Origin of the sequence: Paraburkholderia sp. MM5384-R2, from assembly GCF_014201025.1 — a bacterium.
Taxonomy (GTDB): Bacteria; Pseudomonadota; Gammaproteobacteria; order Burkholderiales; family Burkholderiaceae; genus Paraburkholderia; species Paraburkholderia tuberum.
Map to the genome: position 1 here is coordinate 148,474 of NZ_JACHDI010000003.1, position 18,253 is coordinate 166,726.

The following is an 18,253-nucleotide window of genomic DNA, read 5'->3' on the forward strand; positions in this document are numbered from 1 at the left end:
CGGTTTTGCGTGACACGCGTCGTGTGTATTATTCGCGGTTGTTCAGGTCGTAAAATATATCAATCATGCTGCCGACGATCCCCGACCTGCGCCAGTTGCGCTATTTCGTCACCGTCGCCGAGGAAAAGCACTTCGGGCGCGCGGCCGCGCGTCTGTCGATGACGCAGCCGCCGCTGTCGCAGGCGATCCGCGCGCTCGAGGAGACGCTCGGCGTCGAGCTGTTCGCGCGCACCAAGCGCTCGGTCGAGTTGACGGCGGTCGGCGCCGATCTGTTGCCGGAGGTGCAGCGGCTGCTCGCGGCCGCGGAAGGGCTCAGGCCGCTCGCGCAGAGCCTCGCGCGCGGCGAGGCGGGCGTGCTGTCGCTCGCGTTCGTGTCGACTGCGGATTACGGCCTGCTGCCGCTGCTGCTGCGCGATTTCGGCGCGCGCCATCCGCGCGTGCGGCTCGAACTGACCGAGGCGACCAGCGACGTGCAGGTCGAGGAACTGGTGGCTGGGCGTATCGACGCGGGTCTGGTGATCGCGCCGCTGCCGTCGCGGCATGCGGCGCAGCTGTCGTGGCTGCCGATCGCGCGCGAGCCGCTCGTGATCGCGATGTCGACGGAGATGGCGCAAGGCTTGCGGGGCAGCGTGAACGCATACGGCAAGGGCAGCGCCGCCCAAGACCCCGCCGCCGAATGGCTCGACATGCCCGTCAGCCTGCGCGATGTCGCCGACGCGCCGCTCGTGATCTTCCCAAGGCGTCTCGCGCCAGGCTTTTATGACATCATTATGGATTGCTACGGCGTTGCTGGCCTCGCGCCACGGATCGGCCAGGAGGCGATCCAGATGCAGACCATCGTGAGTCTCGTGTCGGCCGGCATGGGCGTCGCGCTGGTGCCGCAATCGTTGCGTAACCTGCGGCGCACGGGCGTCGTGTACCGGCCGCTGTCCGAGTCGGTGCCCGCGATCGAGACGGGCCTCGTCTGGCGCAGCGACGAGGTCAGCCCGGTGCTGGCGGGCTTCATCGACATCGTGCGCGCGCATGCGGCGAGCGTCGCGTCGCATGTCTAGATTCCGCTCCTGATTCCCTGTAAAACTGCTTTCGAACCTGAACTGCCCATAACTACACGATGCTCATTCACCCCAATTTCGACCCTGTCGCCATCCATCTGGGGCCGCTCGCCGTGCGCTGGTATGGCTTGATGTACCTCGTCGCGTTCGTCGCGGCGATCGTCGTCGCCCGGCTGCGGCTGCGGCTGCCGTACGTCGCCGCGCAAGGCTGGACCGCGAAGGATATCGACGACATGCTGTTCTACGGCGTGCTAGGTACGATCCTCGGCGGCCGGCTCGGCTATGTGCTGTTCTACAAGGCGAGCTTTTATTTCGCGCATCCGCTCGACATCTTCAAGGTCTGGGAAGGCGGCATGTCGTTTCACGGCGGCTTTCTCGGCGTGACGCTCGCGATGATGCTGTTCGCTTATCAGCGCAAGCGCTCGTGGCTGCAAGTCACCGACTTCGTCGCGCCGATGGTGCCCACGGGCCTCGCGGCGGGGCGCCTCGGCAACTTCATCAACGGCGAGCTGTGGGGCCGCGTGACCGAGCCGTCCGCGCCGTGGGCGATGCTGTTTCCCGGCGCCGCGCCTGACGACGCCACATGGCTCGCCGCGCATCCGCAACTGGCCGCGCAATGGCATCTGAACGAAGTGTTCGCGCAATATCACATGCTGCCGCGACATCCGTCGGAGCTGTACGAGATTGCGCTCGAAGGCGTGGCGCTGTTCTTCGTGCTGATCTTTTTCTCGCGCAAACCGAAGCCGCTCGGCGCGATTTCCGCGATGTTCCTGATCGGCTACGGCCTGGCGCGCTTCACGGTCGAATTCGCGCGCGAGCCGGACGATTTCCTCGGCCTGCTCGCGATGGGGCTGTCGATGGGTCAATGGCTGTCGCTGCCCATGATTCTCGCAGGCATCGGCCTGATGGTGTGGGCGTATCGCCGTGGGCGTCGCGAGCAGGCGCAGGCGGTTGGCGCGAACTGAGCGGCGCTCGGCTAGCGTAGCGAGCGTTGCATGAAAAAACGCCACGGCATCGATGGATGCCGTGGCGTTTTCTGTTTGGGCTTGCGCTTGCGCGTCACTTCATCTGCACCGACCCCGACACGTTGACCGTCACCGTCGACGTGCCGCCTTCGAGCGACAGCGGCGCGCTCTTCGCGTCGGCGCCCATCGCGCGTGCGCTCATCATCATCATCGGACGCGGCATCACGCCGCTGTGACTCACGTTGACCTCGCGGATCGAATAACCGCTAAAGCCGAACGCCTGCGAGGACGCCGCGGCCTGCTCGCGAAACGATTTGATCGCCTCGCCGCTGAGCCGCTGTTCGGCCGCGCGCTGCGCTTGCGGCGACAGCGAGAAACGCACGTTGCCAACCTGCATGATCGATGCCATCTGTCCGGCGAGCTTCGATGCCGCGGCAAAGTCGCGCGATTCGAGCACGACTTCCGTGCGGCCGCGCCACGTCGTGATGCGTCCGTCGCGGTCCGTCGACGGGAAGATCGAGAACGCGCCCGAGCGCGCGGTCACGCCGCTGACGCCGCGCGCTTTCTGCAATGCCGCGTCGGCGCGTTCGTTCAGCGTCGACGTCAGCGACGACGGTTCGCTCGCTTCCTGCTCGTAAAACAGCGTGATTTCGACTTCGTCCTGCGGGACTTCCGCGCTCGCCTGCGCATTCAGCGACAGCACGCCCGAAGGCTGCGGCATCATGGTTTGCGCTCGAGCGGGCGCAGGGTTCAGTGCGAGCGCCATAGGCGCGCCCAAGGCGAGCGCAAGTGCGAGGGACCGTGCGGTTTTTGTCGTCATGACTGGAATCCTTGTTTGAACAGGTTGTGCACGTTCGACGCGAGCGCCGGGTGTGGCGCGCGGTTTGACGGATGCGCTGGCGAAGGCATCGGCTTGTCGTCGAGCGGCCGGTTCGAGCTCACGCTTTCGTCGACCGATTAGGCGCGTTTTACCGACGCTTGGTTCCCCAATTAGTGCTTCGCCGCCGCATCGGAAACGATGACCTGGATGCGATCACGACAGGTGCCGCGTCGCGCGTTCGCCCTTAAACCAGCTGTTTAGTGATGAAGCGCCATTCGGCTTCGGTCACCGGCGTGATCGACAGGCGGTTGCCTTTGGCGAGCACGCGCATGTCCTGCAATTCGGCATGCTCGCGCAGCGCGGCAAGCGGAATCAGCCCGATTTTCTTCTTGAACACGACGTCGACGAGCATCCAGCGCGGCGTTTCCAGCGACGATTTCGCGTCGTAGTACGGACTCTTTTTATCGAACTGCGTAGGGTCCGGATACGCGGTCGACGAGACCTCCGCGATGCCCGCGATGCCGGGCTCCGGACAGCTCGAATGATAGAAGAGCACGCCGTCGCCGACCTGCATCACGTCGCGCATGAAGTTGCGCGCCTGATAGTTGCGTACGCCGGTCCACGGCAAGGTGCGATGAGGAGCGTTGGCGAGGTCGTCGATGCTTGCTTCGTCCGGTTCGGACTTCATCAGCCAGTAGCGCATGAATCGGAGTGAGCGTGTGAGATTGAACGAAGCGCTACAACAGCAGGCGCGTACGGAAAAGCCCCTGAAAAAGGCGCTCAAACGAAAAAACGACGACCAAAGAAAAACGGCATCGAACCGAAGTCCGATGCCGTTCCAGATAAGGTCCCCGCCTTAGCCGCTAGGCCGGCATCCTGAACCGAGGGTTCAGAATTGGTCGCAGTTAGCAACACTTCGGGTACATCAGACTGAGTGACGCGCACACCCGTGCTACAAATTTCCGCAACCGTGCACATGGCATTGGTTCAAGGAATGTATGACCTTGGCGAACCAGGCAGGGAAGCTAAACCGATGAAGCTACAACCCAAACCGTTCAACACGTGACCGATTCGAAACCGGCCCACTACTGCTTACTGCAAGCTGTACTGCTCGATCACAGTACCTAGCTGTTCGTTCATTTGCTGCATTGTACGCCGGATTTCTTCAGCAGGAAATGCTTCTCCGTGTCGCACGCTGCTTTGCAGCTTAAGCAGTTCCGATGCCAGCGACAGCGCAGCCATCACCGCGATGCGATCGGTGCCGCGCACGTTGCTGCCGCTGCGGATTTTCTTCATCTCGGCGTCGACGCGCGCGACCGCCTCGAGCAGCGCGCCTTCCGTTTCCGGCGAACAGGCGAGACGATAGGGTACTTCGAGAATCGATACTTCGATCTGCTTGGTGGTCATGCGCTTTCTCCGTGTCGGCTCACGTCGCTTTCCGCTTCCTCGTGTCCGGGCTGGGCGGACTCGAGCAGATCGAGCTGGTTATCCGGTTCGCTGCTCGCGCGTGCGCGCGGCAATTTTTCGAGAATCGCATTCAGGCGCACCTGAGCGTCGTCGATCTTGGCGGACAGCGCGTCGCGTTCCGCCTGCAGTGCGTCGCGCTCTTCGCGCAATTGCGCGAGTTCCGCATGCGTGGCTTGCACTTCGGCACGCGTTTGCGCGAGCTGCTCTTCGAGCGCGAGCCGCGCTTCGTTGTGGCGCTGGCTGATCGCAATCAGCTTGCCGATGTTCTGGGAGAGTGATTCGAGTTCGGTGAGCATGTGCTGCGTCCTCTAAAGACATCGCATTTTAGCGCGGAATATTACAGGTTCCGACAATTGTCTCGTTTCGAGACGTAACAGCATCGCTTCGTGCACGTTCGTTGGGTGTCGCGTCGTCGACCATAAGATAAAAACCGGCAATCAATCCGACAATAACCTGCATTCAACAGAACCGATTGCGCTCCGGTCGACCTTTCTTGACGCCCCGCGAGGTCGCTCCTAAACTTCCCGCACTCTGGTGCCCGCGCGCGCTTTTCGGCGCGCGCAGTTAAACGGGAAGCAGGGCGCGCGCGGTGCCAAAACCGGATGCGCGAACCTGCGCTGCCCCCGCAACGGTAAGCGACCGCATGTGATGTGCTCATGCAGGTCGGTCCTGGTCGCAAGGTTGGAAGTTCAACGTGCGAGTGTGCCACTGCGCGTCACGCGTGGGAAGGCGGATCGATGTGTCGTAGCCCGGATACCGGCCAGAAAAGAGGGACGTCCCCCCGCGAACACGCTAAACAAGGGGGCGCCTCGTGACGCGTCGGCCCGCGGGGAAGCAGGCCGCGCACGCTATCCACAGGAATGTCATCCCATGCTGTCCCCCATCGCCCGCGCAACGCTGCTCGCGTTCGCGAGCCTGCCGCTCGTCGTGCATGCGCAAAGCGCCGAGCCTGCGTCCGTGTCTGCGACGCCGTATTCGTCTTCATCGTCCGCCACGGATGCTACCGCCGCAAACGCTGCAATCGCTGCCAATGCCGCCTCCACCGATGCGCCGGGCAACGTGCTGTCGCCGATCGTCGTGACCGCGCAACGCGGACCGCAAGCGTTGCGCGATGCGATCCCGCAGACTACGCAGTTCGATCAGCAGGACATCGCCGACACGACCGCGACCGATCTGCCCGGCCTGCTGCAACTCGCGCCAGGCGCGCAAATCTCGCGCACGGGTGGCCCCGGTTCGACCACGAGCCTCTTTCTGCGCGGCGCATCGTCGACGCAATCGCTGCTGCTGATCGACGGCGTGCGCGTCGATTCGGTGAGCCTCGGCTCAGCTCAACTCGCACAAATTCCGCTCGATCAGGTCGATCACGTCGAAGTGGTGAACGGCAACGTGTCGGCGTTGTATGGCTCGGGCGCGATCGGCGGCGTCGTGCAGGTGTTCACGAAAGACGGCGGCGATCATCCGCCGCGTTTCAATTTTTCGGTCGGCTACGGCAGCTATCGCACGCAGACGCAAACGGCCGGCGTGAACGGCGCGCTCGATCAGGACGGCCGCACGACTTTCAATATTTCGCTCGCGCGCACGAAGGACGACGGCTTTTCGTCGCTCAATCCGCTCGAGGCGCCGAACGCGAATCCGAACGCAAACGGCAATCTGAACGAGAGCATCAGCGCGTCGCTGCGTCACAAGTTCACCGACAGGTGGGACGCGGGCGTCAGCTACTTCCAGTCGAACAACGACAACAGCTACGACAATGCGTACGGCGAGCCCACCGATCTGAACAATCTCTATAGCAAGGTGCGCCAGGTGTCGGTATTCGCGAACGGCAAGCTGACCGACCGGTGGACCACCCACTTCACGCTCGCCGAGGGCGACGACCGCAGCGTGTCGAACACCAATGGCATCTACAACGGCCGCTTCGATACCGACAATCGCCAGTACACGTGGCAGAACGATTTCGCGCTCGCCGCGAACCAGAAGCTGCAACTCGGCTACGAGCATCTCGACCAGACGCTCGACTCCGACACGTTCGCCGCGCCCGACCGTCACGTCGATTCGGTCTTCGCGGGCTACAGCGCGCGCTTCGGCCGCAACCAGATTCAGGCCAACGTGCGACGCGACCAGTACTCCGATTTCGGTGGGGCGAACAGTTACTATCTCGGCTACGGATTCGACATCACGTCGCGCTGGAAGGTAACCGCAAGCTATTCGGATGCGTTCCGCGCGCCGAGCTTCGACGATCTGTACTATCCGATCAGCGGCAACCCGTCGATCCAGCCCGAGCGCAGTCATTCGGTCGAAGCCGGTTTGCAGTACGCGACCGATGCGCTCGGCGTGATGCGTCTGAACGCATTCCAGACGCGCTATACGAATCTGATCGACTACGTGCAGACGATCCCCGGCATCTACCTCGCGGAGAACGTCGGCCGTGCGAAGGTGCAGGGACTCGAGGGATCGTGGAGCGGTCATGTCGGCAAGACCGACGTGCGCGCGACGGTGACGCTGCAGAACCCGGTCGATCTCGACAACGGTACCGACCTCGTGCGGCGCGCGCGTCGGTTCGGGTCGTTCGCGGTGAATCGCAGCATCGGTGGCTGGCGGGTGGGCGGCGAGTGGATCGTCAGCGGGCCGCGCACCGATAGCACGGGCAACCTCGGCGGTTATGGCATCGTGAATCTGTCGGCGCGCTACAAGGTCACCAAAGCGTGGTACGTCAGCGCGCAAATCGACAATCTGTTCAACAAGGATTATGAAACGGCCTACTCGTATAACTCGCCGCGACGCGGTGCGTATCTCACGCTCGGCTGGCAGCAGCAGTGACGCGCGCGCCGGGGTGGCCGCATGCGTGAGCGCACGCGGATGAGTCGCGCGTCCGCTTCGCTGCGCGCCGCAATGGCGACGCCGCGCCCGATGAACGCGAAACGCGCGGCCGCGATCTGGCTCGGGCTCGCGCTCGCCGCCGTGGCGGTGCTCGGCGCCTCGCTGGTGCTCGGCAGCGTGCCGCTCGCGCCGTCGCGCGTGCTTGCGGCGCTCGTGCCGACGCACACGTTCGGCGGCACGGGCAGCGACGATCTCGCCGGCGAAATCGTGCGTACGTTGCGTTTGCCGCGCGCGCTCGCGGGCTTCGCGTGCGGCGCGTTGCTCGCGCTCGCCGGCGCGCTGCTGCAGGTGCTGCTGCGCAATCCGCTGGCCGAGCCATACGTGCTCGGCGTGTCGGGCGGCGCGGCGACGTTCGCGCTCGTCGCGATGATCGCGGGCGGCGCATGGTGGCTCGTCGATGCGAGCGCGTTCGCGGGTGCGTTCGTGTCGATCCTGCTGGTGCTCGGCCTCGCGCGTCGCGAGCTATGGCGCGGCGAGCCGCAGGACACGTCGCCCCGTTTGCTATTGACCGGCGCGGTGATCGCGGCCGGGTGGGGCGCGCTGATCACGCTGCTGCTCAATCTCGCGCCTGACAGCCGTTTGCGCGGCATGCTGTTCTGGCTCACCGGCGACCTCAACGGCGGCGCGCTGCCGTGGACCGCGCTGATGGCGCTCGCGCTCGTGTTGCTTGCGATCGTGCCGGCCGCGCCGCGTCTGAACGTGTTGCTGCGCGGCGACGCGGCCGCGCAGGCGTTGGGCGTCGCCGTGATGCCGCTGCGTTTGCGGGTGTACCTGGTCGCGTCGCTGGCGGCGGCCGCGGCGGTGACGACCGCGGGCACGATCGGCTTCGTCGGTCTCGTCGTGCCGCACATGCTGCGGCTCGCGTTCGGCAACGATCAGCGCATGCTGCTGCCGGCGGCCGCGCTCGGCGGCGGTGTCGCGGTGATGGGCGCGGATCTGATCGCGCGTACCGTGATCGCGCCCGCGCAATTGCCGGTCGGCGTGATCACGTCGCTGGTCGGCGTACCGGTGTTCCTGTGGATGCTGCTCAAACGCCGCCGATGATACGAGCCAAACCCAGCCCCACCTGTTCGATGCTGAGCACGCAGCGCCTGACGTTGCGCGCCGGCGCGCGCACCTTGCTCGACGCGTTCACGCACACGTTCCATGCAGGCGAAATCTGGTGCATCGCCGGGCCGAACGGCGCGGGCAAGACCACCTTGCTAGCGACGCTGGCGGGGCTGTTGCATCCGGCGGCGGGCTATGTCGAACTCGATGGCGTGCGCGTGGCCGACTGGCAGCCGCTGCCGCTCGCACGGCGCCGCGCGCTGATGCCGCAAAGCGCGGCCGATGCGTTCAACGCAAGCGTGCTCGACATCGTGCTGCTGAACCGCTTCCCGCATCTGGGCGGCTGGGGCTGGGAGCGCGACGAGGATCGCGCGGCCGCGCGGGCGGCGCTCGAACGGCTCGGCCTTGCGGACTTTGCGGCGCGCGACGTGCTGTCGCTATCGGGCGGCGAGCGTCAGCGCGTTGCCCTCGCGGCGGTGCTGTGCCAGGACGCGCCGCTGTTGCTGCTCGACGAACCGTTGTCGCATCTCGACCTGCATCATCAGGTCGACTGTCTCGAAGCGCTCGTCGCATGGACGCGCGAACCGCGCCGCAGTGTGCTGTTCTCGTGCCACGACCTGAACCTCGCGCGCCGCTTCGCGACGCACGCGTTGCTGCTCGACGGCACGGGCGGCGCGTATGCGGGCCCAGTGCGCGACGTGCTGACGCCCGCGTTGACGAGCCGCGCGTTCGGCTATCCGCTGATTCTGATTCGCGACGGCGAGCACGAGGCGCTGATACCTGCGCCGCGCGCGCGTCACGAATCGCCTGCAGGCCATGACGCACAGTCAGGCTGATATTTATTCCTATCCCTTGTTTCGATCACACCTATGACTCGCATCCCACACCCAGCCGGTTTGCCCGAAGTCGCGCCGCTCGATCAGACGCTGCGCGCCGAACTGCAGCGGATCATCGATACGCGCACCAAACCGCCCGGCAGCCTCGGCCGGCTCGAAACGCTCGCGCGCCAGATGGGCCTGATCCAGCGTAGTACGCGTCCCACCGTGCAGCGTCCCGCGATGATCGTTTTCGCGGGCGACCACGGCATCGCCGCCGAAGGCGTGAGCCCCTATCCGCAAGCGGTGAGCGCGCAGATGGTCGCGAACTTCATCGCGGGCGGCGCGGCGATCAACGCGCTCAGTCGCGTCGCGGGTCTCGAACTCGAAGTGGTCAACGCGGGCATCGCGACGCCGCTGCCGTCCACGGACCGACTCGTCGACATTCCGGTCGGGCCCGGCACGCGCAACTTCGCACACGAAGCCGCGATGACGCACGCCGAAGCGCTCGCCGCGATGCAGGCGGGCGCCGCGCGCGTGCGTCATCACGCGGCGCTCGGCACGAACGTGATCGGCTTCGGCGAGATGGGCATCGCGAACACCTCGGCGGCCGCGTGTCTGATGAGCCGCCTGTGCGGTGTGCCGATCGACGACTGCGTCGGCCGCGGCACGGGTCTCGACAATGCCGGACTCGCGAACAAGCGCAACGTGCTCGCGGCGGCGCTCGCGCGCCATGCGGATGCACGCGGGCCGCTCGACGTGCTCGCGACCTTCGGCGGCTTCGAAATCGCGATGATGGCGGGTGCGTATCTGGCGGCCGCCGAGGCGCGCATGACCATCCTCGTCGATGGCTTCATCGCGACGTCCGCGCTGCTGGTCGCCGATGCGTTCTCGCCCGACGTGCGCGAGTACTGCGTGTTCGCGCATGCGTCGAACGAGGCCGGGCATCGGCGCATGCTCGATCATTTCGGCGCGCAGCCGCTGCTGTCGCTCGACATGCGGCTCGGCGAAGGCACGGGCGCCGCGCTCGCGGTGCCGTTGCTGCGCGCGGCGGTGGCCTTCGTCAACGAGATGGCCAGCTTCGATTCGGCGGGCGTCGCCGATCGCGAACCGTGAAGCGCGCGAGCACGCGCTTCGCGATAACGCGAAGCTCGGCCCGCAGCGCCGTGAACCTGCACTCGCCACGTTCATGAACCCGCTCGCGGAACTGCGCTATTTCTTCACGGCGCTCGGTTATTTCACGCGCGTGCCCGTGCCGCGCTGGGTCGGTTTCGAGCCGCATTATCTGAACGCTGCGGCGCGCTATTTTCCGCTCGTCGGCGTGTTGGTCGGCGGCTTCAGCGCGCTCGTCTATCTGGCCGCGCTGCGCGTGTTTCCGGCGAGTGTCGCGGTGCTGCTGTCGATGGCCGCGTCGCTCGTGGTCACGGGCGCATTTCACGAGGACGGTCTCGCCGATTGCATCGATGCGTTCGGTGGCGCCTATACCCGCGACGATGCATTGCGCATCATGCACGACTCGCGCATCGGTGCTTTCGGTGCCATCGCGCTCGTGATCGCTCTCGCGATCAAGTGGCAAACGCTCGCGGCATTGCCACCGCTGCGTGCCGCAAGCCTGATGCTTGCGGCGCATGGCGCGAGCCGCGCGTGCGCGATCAGTTACCTGGCCACGCTCGACTATGCGCGCGCGGCCGGCAAAGCCAAGCCGGTCGCGCAGCGTTTGAGCGGGCCGGCGCTGTTGTGCGCCGCGCTGTTCGGGCTGCCGTGGCTGCTGTGGCCGAACGGCCCCGGCATGCCCGACTGGCGTTTCGCCGCGCTCACGTGTGCTGTGCTGTTCGCGCTGCGCTTCGCGATGGGCCGTTATTTCGTCAGACGCATCGGCGGCTATACCGGCGACTGCCTCGGCTTCGCGCAGCAGATCTTCGAATTGAGCATCTACCTGGTGGGGCTTGCATGGATATCGTCCTGATTCGACATCCCGCTGTCGCGCTCGAGGCGGGGGTTTGTTACGGCCATAGCGATGTCGCGTTGGCGGAAAGCGCCGAGGTCGCGTCCAATGCGTTGGCGGTGAAGCTCGCGAGCTTGCAGGTGCCGGCGCCGCGGGTGCTGATCACGAGTCCGCTTACGCGCTGCGCCGCGCTAGCGACCGAGATCGCGAACGACTTCGGCTGCGTGGTCAGCCACGACGAGCGCTTGAAGGAAATGGATTTCGGCGCGTGGGAAGCGCAGCGCTGGGATACGATCGATCGCGCGCTGCTCGACGACTGGGCTGCCAATTTCGAACATGCGCGCGCGCATGGCGGCGAGAGCGTCGCGCAATTCGTCGCGCGTGTGCGAGCGTGGTTCGATGCGTTCGCGCTGACGCGCGAGCTGTCGCCCGCATACGTGGTCACGCACGCGGGCGTGATGCGCGCGATCGCGTCGTGGGTGCTGGAGGTGCCGCTCGCGCATTGCCTGCAGTGGTCGCTAGATATGACGGGGATCGTCTGGTTGCGACGTAACGACGAGACGCTGCAATGGTCGCTCGTGCGATGGAATGCGTGACCCGCGCGGTCATCCGGAAAACCGATCTTTTTTCTCGCCACACGCGGCCACACGCGGCGCCGTCATGGCGTGGGCTGCTTGCTGCGCGAGCGCGCCAGTTCGAGGTCCTCGCACAGTTGCCGCGCGCCTTGCGCGATGCGCGGCGCGGGGCGATTGATCAGATCGCCGTCGATCGCAAACAGGTTGTTGTTCGCGACGGCCGCGAGGCCCGGCCATGCGCGCCATGTGTCGAGTTGCGGCAGCATCGTGTCGGGCCGCGTCGCGCCGGGCGCGGCGGTGACGATCGCCTGCGGATTCGCCGCGAGCACCGCTTCGATCGACACGGTCGGCACGAGCGGCTGCAGGTCCGCGAACACATTGCGGCCGCCGCATAGCTTGATCACGTCGCTGATCATGTGCTCGCCGTTGAGCGTCATCAGCGGCCGGTCCCATACCTGATAAAAGACGCTGACGGCCGGGCGGTTCGCATACCGCGCGCGCAGACGGGCGATGTCGTCGCGGAAGGCGGCCGCCGCCGCATCCGCGCTCGCCGATGTGCCGAGCAGCCGGCCGAGTCTGGTCAGCGACACGGCGATATCGTCGAGACGGCGCGGCTCGCTGAAAAAGAGCGGCACGTGTAGCTCGCGCAAGCGTTCGAGCTGGCGCTGCGCGTTGCCGTGCCGCCACACGACGATCAGGTCCGGTTTCAGCGCGACGATGCGTTCGAGGTCGAGCGCCTTGTTGTCGCCGACGCGCGGGAGTTGCTTCGCTTCGGGCGGATAGTCGCTGTACGATACGGCGCCGACCATCTTCGGGCCGCCGCCCGCGGCGTACAGCAATTCGGTCACGTGCGGGGCGAGGCTGATCACGCGCTGCGCGGGCGCGGCGAGCGTGACGGTCGCGCCGCTGTCGTCGGTGACGGTGATCGCGGCGTGCGCGCTCAGTGCGCTCAGCGCGAGCGCTGCGGCGCCGAACCAATCGATGAAGCGGTGCGCGGGCGGGGCAAAGCGGATGGAACGTGCTAAGCGGATCATCGGACGAGGGCGGATCACGAAGCGTTGAGCGGCTTGGGTGCGAAGGTCACTGCGCTAACTCGAGCGCGCGGTATCGATCGAGTCAACCGCCTGTTGCAACTGTTGCTCGAAGCGGGTCCATTCGGCTTCGTCGCCCGGCAGCCCGAAGCGCACGCTGGCCGATGGCACCCGAAGCGATGCCGGAAAAAGACGCGTCCACACGCCGCGCCGCGCGAGCGCTTCATGCAACGCGGCGGCGCGCGCATCGTCGGTCCATGCGAAAAGCGGCGTGCCGCGTGTCGCGAAACCGTGCGCATGCAACAGCCCGGCAAGCCGCGCGCTGTCGCCGATGAGCCGCTCACGCATGCGCGTTTGCCACGCGGCATCGTCGAACGCGGCGCTCACCGCATGACGCGCGGGACCGCTGACGGTCCACGCCCCCAGCCTGTCGCGCAACGCGGCGAGCAATGCGGGCGCGCCCAGCACGAAGCCGGCGCGCACACCCGCGAGCCCGAAGAACTTGCCGGGCGAGCGCAACACGACGAGCCCGTCCCGGTGCGTATGCGCCGTCAGCGACGCGACCCGCGCGGCCGGCAGCGTATCGGCGAACGCTTCGTCGACGAGCAGCGTGCCGCCGCGTTCGCGCAACTGCGCGTGCCAGTACAGCAGCCTGGCGGCATCGATATGCGTGGCGGTCGGATTGTCGGGGTTGACGATCGCGACGTGCGTGAGCGCGGCGGGCAGCGTGTCGCGATGCACGTCGAGCGGCGCGACCGCGTGTCCGGCGCGCGCGAACGCGGGCGCGTACTCGCCGTAGGTCAGCGGCGCGATGCCGACCGTCGCGGGCGACAGCAACGCGGGCAGCGCGCGAATCGCCGCCTGGCTGCCGGCGACGGGCAGCACGTGCGCGGCATCGGGCGCGCCGTAGTAGCGCGCGGCCCGCTCGGCGAAGCCGTCGCCTTCGTCGGGCAAACGGCGCCACGCGTCGGCGGGCAGCGGCGGCACCGGATAGCCGTGCGGATTGATGCCGGTCGACAGATCGAGCCACTGCGCGTACGCAATGCCGTAGCGCGCCGCCGCTTCGTGCAGGTTGCCGCCGTGCGCGATCGGGCCGCTTGCGGCGTGCTCGCGCGGTTGCGTCCAGTCGGTCATGCGCTCATCCCATCGCTACGCGCGTCGTTCCGCTCAGCCATGAAACGGCACGCTCAACAACGCCAGCACGATCAGCACGGCCAGCCAGAGAATCACCGTGCGTTCGACCAGCATCAACGCGGCGCCCACGTGACGCGCCTCGGCGGGACGCCCGAAGCCCAGCGTCGGCCGATGCTCGAGCGTGCCCTGATACACGGCCGGCCCGCCGATCAGCACGTTCAGGCTGCCGGCGCCGGCGGCCATCACCGGGCCCGCGTTCGGGCTGTCCCAGCGCGGCGCCTGCTCGCGCCAGCAGCGCCAGGCGGTCAGCGTGTCGCCGAGCAGCGCGTAGCTCGTGGCAGTCAGGCGCGCGGGAATCCAGTTCAGCACGTCGTCGATGCGCGCGGCGGCCCAGCCGAAGCGCAGATAGCGCGGCGTGCGATAACCCCACATCGCGTCGAGCGTATTGACGAGGCGAAAGCCGAGCGCGCCAGGCCCGCCCGCGAGCGCGAACCAGAACAGCGCGCCGAAGATCGCGTCGTTGCCGTTTTCGAGCGCCGATTCGACCGCGGCGCGCGCGAGCGCGGCCTCGTCCGACTGCGCGGTGTCGCGCGAGACGATCCGTGCGGTCAACTCACGTGCCGTGGCCAGATCGCGTTGGCCGAGCGCCCGCGCGATCGGCGCGATGTGATCGCGCAGGCTGCGCGCGCCGAGCGCGAACCACAGCAGCGCCACATGCAGCGCGCAGGCCGCGAACAACGGCAGCACGGCGACGAGCCACCATGCGATCAACACCGGCGGCAGAACCGCGAGCGCCCATGCGAGCAGGCCCTTGAGCCGCAGACGCCGGTCGTGATTGAAGCGCGCCTCGATGCGCGCGGCCCAGTTACCGAAGCCGACGAGCGGATGCCGGCGGCTCGGCTCGCCGAACCAGCGGTCGATGGCGACGCCCGCGACCGCGAGCGTCGCGACCAGCGGCATGGTCAGCGGCGGCATCACGCGCGGCTCGCGCTTTTCAGCGCGAGCGGCAGTCCCGCGACCATCAGCGTGGCCGCGCTGCTCAACGCGGTGATGCGCTGATTGAGGCGGCCGAGTTCGTCGACGTAAAGACGCGTGGCTTCGCCGAGCGGCACGACGCCGAGGCCGATCTCGTTGCTGACGACGATGATCTTGCCGCGCGCGCCGGCGAGCGCCGCTTCGAACGCGGCGGCCTGCTCGTAGTAGTGCGACAGCGGCGGCGCGGCGCCGTCGGCGGGACATAGCAGGTTTGCGAGCCACAGCGTCAGGCAGTCGATCAGCAGACACTGGCCCGGCGCGTCGTGTTGCGCGAGCGCGCCGGCGAGGTCGTCGTCCGCTTCGACGAGCCCCCAATGCGCGGGCCGCCGCTCGCGATGATGCGCAATGCGCGCCTTGAATTCGGCGTCGTCGGTGACGCGGGCGGTGGCGATGTAGGTGACGGGGAGGGCGCTGTCGCTGGCGAGCCGCTCGGCATGCGCGCTCTTGCCCGAGCGGGCGCCGCCGAGGACGAAGGTGAGGTCGCGGGGAGTCATCCTATGATTGTACCGGCGCGATGGGATAATGCCGCTCGATTGCATTGCAACGCCACTGTCCATCTTCCACCTGCACCGCCGTGACCCGAATGCCCATTTCTCCCGACACCCTGCCCGTGCCGCGCGGCACGCTGATGATCCAGGGCACCACGTCCGACGCGGGCAAGAGCACGCTGGTTGCGGGACTGTGCCGCCTCGCGCGGCGCGCGGGTGCGCGGGTCGCGCCGTTCAAGCCGCAGAACATGGCGTTGAACAGCGCGGTGACCGTCGATGGCGGCGAGATCGGCCGCGCGCAGGCATTGCAGGCGCTCGCCGCGGGCATCGACGCGCACACCGATCTGAACCCGGTGCTGCTGAAGCCGACCAGCGATCGCGGCGCGCAGGTGATCATCCACGGCAAGGCGCGCATCAATCTCGACGCGCGCGCGTATCACGACTACAAGCCGGTCGCGTTCGAGGCGGTGCTGGAGTCGTATGCGCGGCTGCGCGCGTCGTACGACACGATTTTCGTCGAAGGCGCGGGCAGTCCGGCCGAGATCAATCTGCGCGAGCGCGACATCGCGAACATGGGGTTCGCGGAGGCGGTCGACTGCCCGGTCGTGCTGGTCGCCGACATCGATCGCGGTGGCGTGTTCGCGCACCTGACCGGCACGCTCGCGTGTCTGTCCGACAGCGAGCAGGCGCGCGTGCGCGGCTTCATCATCAACCGCTTTCGCGGCGACATCGGTCTGCTGAAGCCCGGGCTCGACTGGCTGGAAGCGAAGACCGGCAAGCCGGTGCTCGGTGTCGTGCCGTATCTGCATGGCCTGACGCTCGACGCCGAGGACATGCTGCCGCCCGAGCTGCGCGCGGCGGCGTGCGTTGATTCGCGCCGTCTGCTGCGCGTGGTCGTGCCGGTGCTGCCGCACATCAGCAATCACACCGACTTCGACGCGTTGCGCGCGCATCCGCAGGTCGATTTTCACTATGCGCGCGCGGGTCCGCCGCCGCCGGCCGCCGATCTGATCATCCTGCCGGGCTCGAAGAACGTGCCGGACGACCTCGCGTTTCTGCGCGCACAGGGCTGGGACGACGTGTTCGCGCGGCATCTGCGCTACGGCGGCCGTGTGATCGGCATCTGCGGCGGCATGCAGATGCTGGGTCGCGAGATCGCCGATCCGCATGGCGTCGAGGGCGCGCCGGGCACCTTCGCGGGCTTCGGCTGGCTCGACTATGCGACGGTGCTCACGCGCGACAAGACGCTGAAGAATGTGACCGGGCGCCTGGCGCTGCCCGGCACGCCGGACGTCGCCGGCTACGAGATTCATATGGGCGAGACGCGCGGGCCGGCATTGGACACGCCGGCGCTGCGACTCGACCACGCGGGCGCGCGCGAGGGCGGCGCGGACTTCGGCCGTCCCGATGGCGCGATGTCCGCCGATGGCCAGATTCTCACGACCTACGTGCATGGCCTGTTCGACACGCCGGCCGCGTGCGCGGCGCTGCTCGCATGGGCGGGTTTGAGCGATGCCGAAGCGCTCGACTATCCGGCGTTGCGCGAGGCGTCGCTGGAGCGGCTGGCCGATACGCTGGCCGAGCACGTCGATATGCGCAGGCTGTTCGCGGCGCTGGGGTGACGCTTTGCGCCGGTCTTCTTTATCGGCTTGAACGCGATTGCTGCGCGGGCGGTTCGCTCAGTACAACACCATCTGCGTGCAACGAAACAGCGCGATGGTCTTATCATCCGGACCGGTGACCGTCGCGTCCCAGACCTGCGTGCTGCGCCCAAGGTGCACACCCTTGGCGACCGCGCGGATCGTGCCCTGCGTCGCGGTGCCGAGGAAGTTGCTCTTCAGCTCGATCGTCGTGAAGCTGCGCGAGTTTTCGGGCAGATGCGCGATGCACGCGTAGCCGCACGCGGTGTCGGCGAGGCCGATCACCGTGGCCGCGTGCAGGAAGCCGTTCGGCGCGAGCAGCGCCTCGCGCACGGTCAGTTCGGCGACCAGCGTCCCCTGGTCCACGGTCAGCACGCGCAGGCCCAGCAGGTCCGGCAGCGTGCCCTTCTGGCGCTCCAGCAGGCGTTCGACGGTGTATTCCGGGCGCAGTTTGCTCATGAGATTCAGGTCCTTGTCGAAAAAAACGACGGGTTGGAGCGGCCGATTCGCGATGCGGGGGCTTCGGCCACGCTGAATTTGTCGATATTATCAACGCCTGGACCGGCGGGCGTCTCTGGAAACCGAACTTCGAACGGCAGCGATCGTGGAGCCCGCCGGCGCCGGTCACAGCGGATCGGCGGGGACGGAGCAATAGCGCGGCAAACCGGCTGGCGGTGTCCAGCCTTCTTTCCGGGAGATTTCATGTCGGTGATCGTGGTGGCGAATCCGAAGGGCGGCGTGGGCAAGAGCACAATATCGACCAATCTGGCCGGCTATTTCGCCGCGGCGGGCGAATGGGTCGCGCTGGCCGACCTCGACAAGCAGCACTCCGCGCATGCGTGGCTCGAATTACGGCCCGCCACGCTGCCGAACATCGAAACCTGGGAGGTCAATCCCGACACGCCGGCCAAGCCGCCGAAAGGCCTCGAGCACGCGGTCGTCGACACGCCGGCCGGCCTGCACGGCAATCGCCTGAACATCGCGCTCGATCTCGCCGACAAGGTGATCGTGCCGTTGCAGCCGTCGCTGTTCGATATTCTCGCGACCCAGGAATTTCTCGAGCGGCTGGCGAAGGAAAAGGCGGTCAGGAGGGGCGCGATCGAGGTCGGCGTGGTCGGCATGCGCGTCGATGCGCGCACGCGCTCGGCCGAGCAGCTGCATCGCTTCGTCGAGGGATTGAAGCTGCCGGTGCTCGGTTTTCTGCGCGACACGCAGAACTACGTGCAGCTCGCGGCGCACGGCCTGACGCTGTGGGACGTCGCGAAAAGCCGTGTGGAGAAGGATCTGGAGCAGTGGCAGCCGATCGTCGAGTGGACGAACGGCGCGGGGAAGAAGGGCTGAGGCGGGGGCTGCCCGCCATCA

Annotated in this window: 19 protein-coding genes, 1 other RNA gene and 1 riboswitch; of the genes, 10 read left to right on the top strand and 10 right to left on the bottom strand. The window is 67.0% G+C overall.

Annotated elements, in window-relative coordinates; all coding sequences use genetic code 11:
- The first annotated feature begins 65 nt into the window (after positions 1–65).
- Together HDG37_RS06825 and lgt are read left to right on the top strand one after the other, a co-directional pair.
- Entirely contained in the window at positions 66–1,052 is a 987-nt protein-coding gene (locus HDG37_RS06825; RefSeq protein WP_184045548.1) for a LysR family transcriptional regulator, read from the top strand.
- A 59-nt stretch (positions 1,053–1,111) separates the two neighbouring features.
- Entirely contained in the window at positions 1,112–2,017 is a 906-nt protein-coding gene (gene lgt, locus HDG37_RS06830; RefSeq protein WP_184045549.1) for a prolipoprotein diacylglyceryl transferase, read from the top strand.
- A 94-nt stretch (positions 2,018–2,111) separates the two neighbouring features.
- Here the strand turns inward: lgt and HDG37_RS06835 are convergent, their stop codons facing one another.
- From HDG37_RS06835 to HDG37_RS06855, 5 genes are all read right to left on the bottom strand, one after another.
- Positions 2,112–2,837, bottom strand: a complete 726-nt coding sequence (locus tag HDG37_RS06835) for an SIMPL domain-containing protein (RefSeq protein ID WP_184045551.1) — start codon at positions 2,835–2,837, stop codon at positions 2,112–2,114.
- Positions 2,838–3,081: 244 nt separating this feature from the next.
- Complete coding sequence (locus tag HDG37_RS06840; RefSeq protein WP_184045553.1) at positions 3,082–3,540, bottom strand: EVE domain-containing protein; 459 nt, start codon at positions 3,538–3,540, stop codon at positions 3,082–3,084.
- Positions 3,541–3,681: 141 nt separating this feature from the next.
- A non-coding RNA gene (gene ssrS / locus HDG37_RS06845) (6S RNA) lies at positions 3,682–3,863 on the bottom strand.
- Positions 3,864–3,929: 66 nt separating this feature from the next.
- Positions 3,930–4,244, bottom strand: a complete 315-nt coding sequence (locus HDG37_RS06850) for a cell division protein ZapA (protein WP_018419691.1) — start codon at positions 4,242–4,244, stop codon at positions 3,930–3,932.
- Positions 4,241–4,600, bottom strand: coding sequence for an ATPase (locus tag HDG37_RS06855; RefSeq protein ID WP_090803421.1), 360 nt, complete (start codon positions 4,598–4,600; stop codon positions 4,241–4,243). Before HDG37_RS06855 ends, HDG37_RS06850 begins: the two co-directional genes overlap by 4 nt.
- A 219-nt stretch (positions 4,601–4,819) precedes the next feature.
- A riboswitch (cobalamin riboswitch) is annotated at positions 4,820–5,084 on the top strand.
- A 90-nt stretch (positions 5,085–5,174) separates the two neighbouring features.
- Here HDG37_RS06855 and HDG37_RS06860 point away from each other — a divergent pair.
- The 6 genes from HDG37_RS06860 (at position 5,175) to cobC (ending at position 11,584) form a co-directional block, all read left to right on the top strand.
- The gene (locus tag HDG37_RS06860; protein WP_184045555.1) at positions 5,175–7,121 is read left to right on the top strand and encodes a TonB-dependent receptor domain-containing protein; all 1,947 of its coding nucleotides are present in this window, start codon (positions 5,175–5,177) and stop codon (positions 7,119–7,121) included.
- Between the two features lie 39 nt (positions 7,122–7,160).
- On the top strand, positions 7,161–8,225 hold the full coding sequence (locus HDG37_RS06865) for an iron ABC transporter permease (protein ID WP_184045557.1): 1,065 nt from the start codon (positions 7,161–7,163) through the stop codon (positions 8,223–8,225).
- 29 nt (positions 8,226–8,254) lie between these two features.
- Positions 8,255–9,064, top strand: coding sequence for an ABC transporter ATP-binding protein (locus HDG37_RS06870; protein ID WP_409259975.1), 810 nt, complete (start codon positions 8,255–8,257; stop codon positions 9,062–9,064).
- A 33-nt stretch (positions 9,065–9,097) separates the two neighbouring features.
- Positions 9,098–10,159 carry a nicotinate-nucleotide--dimethylbenzimidazole phosphoribosyltransferase gene (cobT, locus tag HDG37_RS06875; protein ID WP_184045559.1) on the top strand — a complete coding sequence of 354 codons (1,062 nt, stop codon included), beginning with the start codon at positions 9,098–9,100 and terminating at the stop codon, positions 10,157–10,159.
- A 73-nt stretch (positions 10,160–10,232) separates the two neighbouring features.
- A complete protein-coding gene (locus HDG37_RS06880) occupies positions 10,233–11,009 on the top strand; it encodes an adenosylcobinamide-GDP ribazoletransferase (RefSeq protein WP_184045561.1) in 777 nt (258 codons plus the stop codon).
- Positions 10,994–11,584 (top strand): alpha-ribazole phosphatase, encoded by a 591-nt coding sequence (gene cobC, locus HDG37_RS06885; protein WP_184045563.1) that lies wholly within the window; start codon positions 10,994–10,996, stop codon positions 11,582–11,584. The genes HDG37_RS06880 and cobC overlap by 16 nt, the downstream gene beginning before the upstream one ends.
- A 62-nt stretch (positions 11,585–11,646) precedes the next feature.
- Here cobC and HDG37_RS06890 read toward each other — a convergent pair whose 3' ends face one another.
- From HDG37_RS06890 to cobU, 4 genes are read right to left on the bottom strand one after another with little or no spacing between them, the layout of a single operon-like run.
- The gene (locus tag HDG37_RS06890; protein WP_184045565.1) at positions 11,647–12,597 is read right to left on the bottom strand and encodes a cobalamin-binding protein; all 951 of its coding nucleotides are present in this window, start codon (positions 12,595–12,597) and stop codon (positions 11,647–11,649) included.
- A 54-nt stretch (positions 12,598–12,651) separates the two neighbouring features.
- A complete protein-coding gene (cobD, locus tag HDG37_RS06895) occupies positions 12,652–13,728 on the bottom strand; it encodes a threonine-phosphate decarboxylase CobD (protein ID WP_184045567.1) in 1,077 nt (358 codons plus the stop codon).
- A 33-nt stretch (positions 13,729–13,761) separates the two neighbouring features.
- Positions 13,762–14,703, bottom strand: coding sequence for an adenosylcobinamide-phosphate synthase CbiB (gene cbiB / locus HDG37_RS06900; protein ID WP_184045569.1), 942 nt, complete (start codon positions 14,701–14,703; stop codon positions 13,762–13,764).
- Positions 14,703–15,257 carry a bifunctional adenosylcobinamide kinase/adenosylcobinamide-phosphate guanylyltransferase gene (cobU, locus tag HDG37_RS06905; RefSeq protein WP_184045571.1) on the bottom strand — a complete coding sequence of 185 codons (555 nt, stop codon included), beginning with the start codon at positions 15,255–15,257 and terminating at the stop codon, positions 14,703–14,705. The genes cbiB and cobU overlap by 1 nt, the downstream gene beginning before the upstream one ends.
- Before the next feature lie 89 nt (positions 15,258–15,346).
- Between cobU and HDG37_RS06910 the strand changes: the two genes are divergently transcribed.
- Positions 15,347–16,873: a cobyric acid synthase gene (locus HDG37_RS06910; protein WP_184045573.1), complete on the top strand. Its 1,527-nt coding sequence runs from the start codon at positions 15,347–15,349 to the stop codon at positions 16,871–16,873.
- Positions 16,874–16,930: 57 nt separating this feature from the next.
- On the opposite strand, the gene HDG37_RS06915 is transcribed toward HDG37_RS06910, so the two are convergent.
- The gene (locus HDG37_RS06915) at positions 16,931–17,350 is read right to left on the bottom strand and encodes a PaaI family thioesterase (protein ID WP_184045575.1); all 420 of its coding nucleotides are present in this window, start codon (positions 17,348–17,350) and stop codon (positions 16,931–16,933) included.
- Positions 17,351–17,593: 243 nt separating this feature from the next.
- Here HDG37_RS06915 and HDG37_RS06920 point away from each other — a divergent pair, with 243 nt between their 5' ends.
- A complete protein-coding gene (locus HDG37_RS06920) occupies positions 17,594–18,232 on the top strand; it encodes a ParA family protein (protein WP_184045577.1) in 639 nt (212 codons plus the stop codon).
- The last annotated feature ends 21 nt before the right edge of the window (positions 18,233–18,253 follow it).

Excerpts from the sequence above, each read along its gene's own strand:
- HDG37_RS06825 (WP_184045548.1), top strand. The coding sequence starts at position 66 with ATGCTGCCGACGATCCCCGACCTGCGCCAGTTGCGCTATTTCGTCACC.
- lgt (WP_184045549.1), top strand. The coding sequence starts at position 1,112 with ATGCTCATTCACCCCAATTTCGACCCTGTCGCCATCCATCTGGGGCCG.
- HDG37_RS06835 (WP_184045551.1), bottom strand. The coding sequence starts at position 2,837 with ATGACGACAAAAACCGCACGGTCCCTCGCACTTGCGCTCGCCTTGGGC.
- HDG37_RS06840 (WP_184045553.1), bottom strand. The coding sequence starts at position 3,540 with ATGCGCTACTGGCTGATGAAGTCCGAACCGGACGAAGCAAGCATCGAC.
- HDG37_RS06850 (WP_018419691.1), bottom strand. The coding sequence starts at position 4,244 with ATGACCACCAAGCAGATCGAAGTATCGATTCTCGAAGTACCCTATCGT.
- HDG37_RS06855 (WP_090803421.1), bottom strand. The coding sequence starts at position 4,600 with ATGCTCACCGAACTCGAATCACTCTCCCAGAACATCGGCAAGCTGATT.
- HDG37_RS06860 (WP_184045555.1), top strand. The coding sequence starts at position 5,175 with ATGCTGTCCCCCATCGCCCGCGCAACGCTGCTCGCGTTCGCGAGCCTG.
- HDG37_RS06865 (WP_184045557.1), top strand. The coding sequence starts at position 7,161 with ATGAGTCGCGCGTCCGCTTCGCTGCGCGCCGCAATGGCGACGCCGCGC.
- HDG37_RS06870 (WP_409259975.1), top strand. The coding sequence starts at position 8,255 with ATGCTGAGCACGCAGCGCCTGACGTTGCGCGCCGGCGCGCGCACCTTG.
- cobT (WP_184045559.1), top strand. The coding sequence starts at position 9,098 with ATGACTCGCATCCCACACCCAGCCGGTTTGCCCGAAGTCGCGCCGCTC.
- HDG37_RS06880 (WP_184045561.1), top strand. The coding sequence starts at position 10,233 with ATGAACCCGCTCGCGGAACTGCGCTATTTCTTCACGGCGCTCGGTTAT.
- cobC (WP_184045563.1), top strand. The coding sequence starts at position 10,994 with ATGGATATCGTCCTGATTCGACATCCCGCTGTCGCGCTCGAGGCGGGG.
- HDG37_RS06890 (WP_184045565.1), bottom strand. The coding sequence starts at position 12,597 with ATGATCCGCTTAGCACGTTCCATCCGCTTTGCCCCGCCCGCGCACCGC.
- cobD (WP_184045567.1), bottom strand. The coding sequence starts at position 13,728 with ATGACCGACTGGACGCAACCGCGCGAGCACGCCGCAAGCGGCCCGATC.
- cbiB (WP_184045569.1), bottom strand. The coding sequence starts at position 14,703 with ATGCCGCCGCTGACCATGCCGCTGGTCGCGACGCTCGCGGTCGCGGGC.
- cobU (WP_184045571.1), bottom strand. The coding sequence starts at position 15,257 with ATGACTCCCCGCGACCTCACCTTCGTCCTCGGCGGCGCCCGCTCGGGC.
- HDG37_RS06910 (WP_184045573.1), top strand. The coding sequence starts at position 15,347 with ATGCCCATTTCTCCCGACACCCTGCCCGTGCCGCGCGGCACGCTGATG.
- HDG37_RS06915 (WP_184045575.1), bottom strand. The coding sequence starts at position 17,350 with ATGAGCAAACTGCGCCCGGAATACACCGTCGAACGCCTGCTGGAGCGC.
- HDG37_RS06920 (WP_184045577.1), top strand. The coding sequence starts at position 17,594 with ATGTCGGTGATCGTGGTGGCGAATCCGAAGGGCGGCGTGGGCAAGAGC.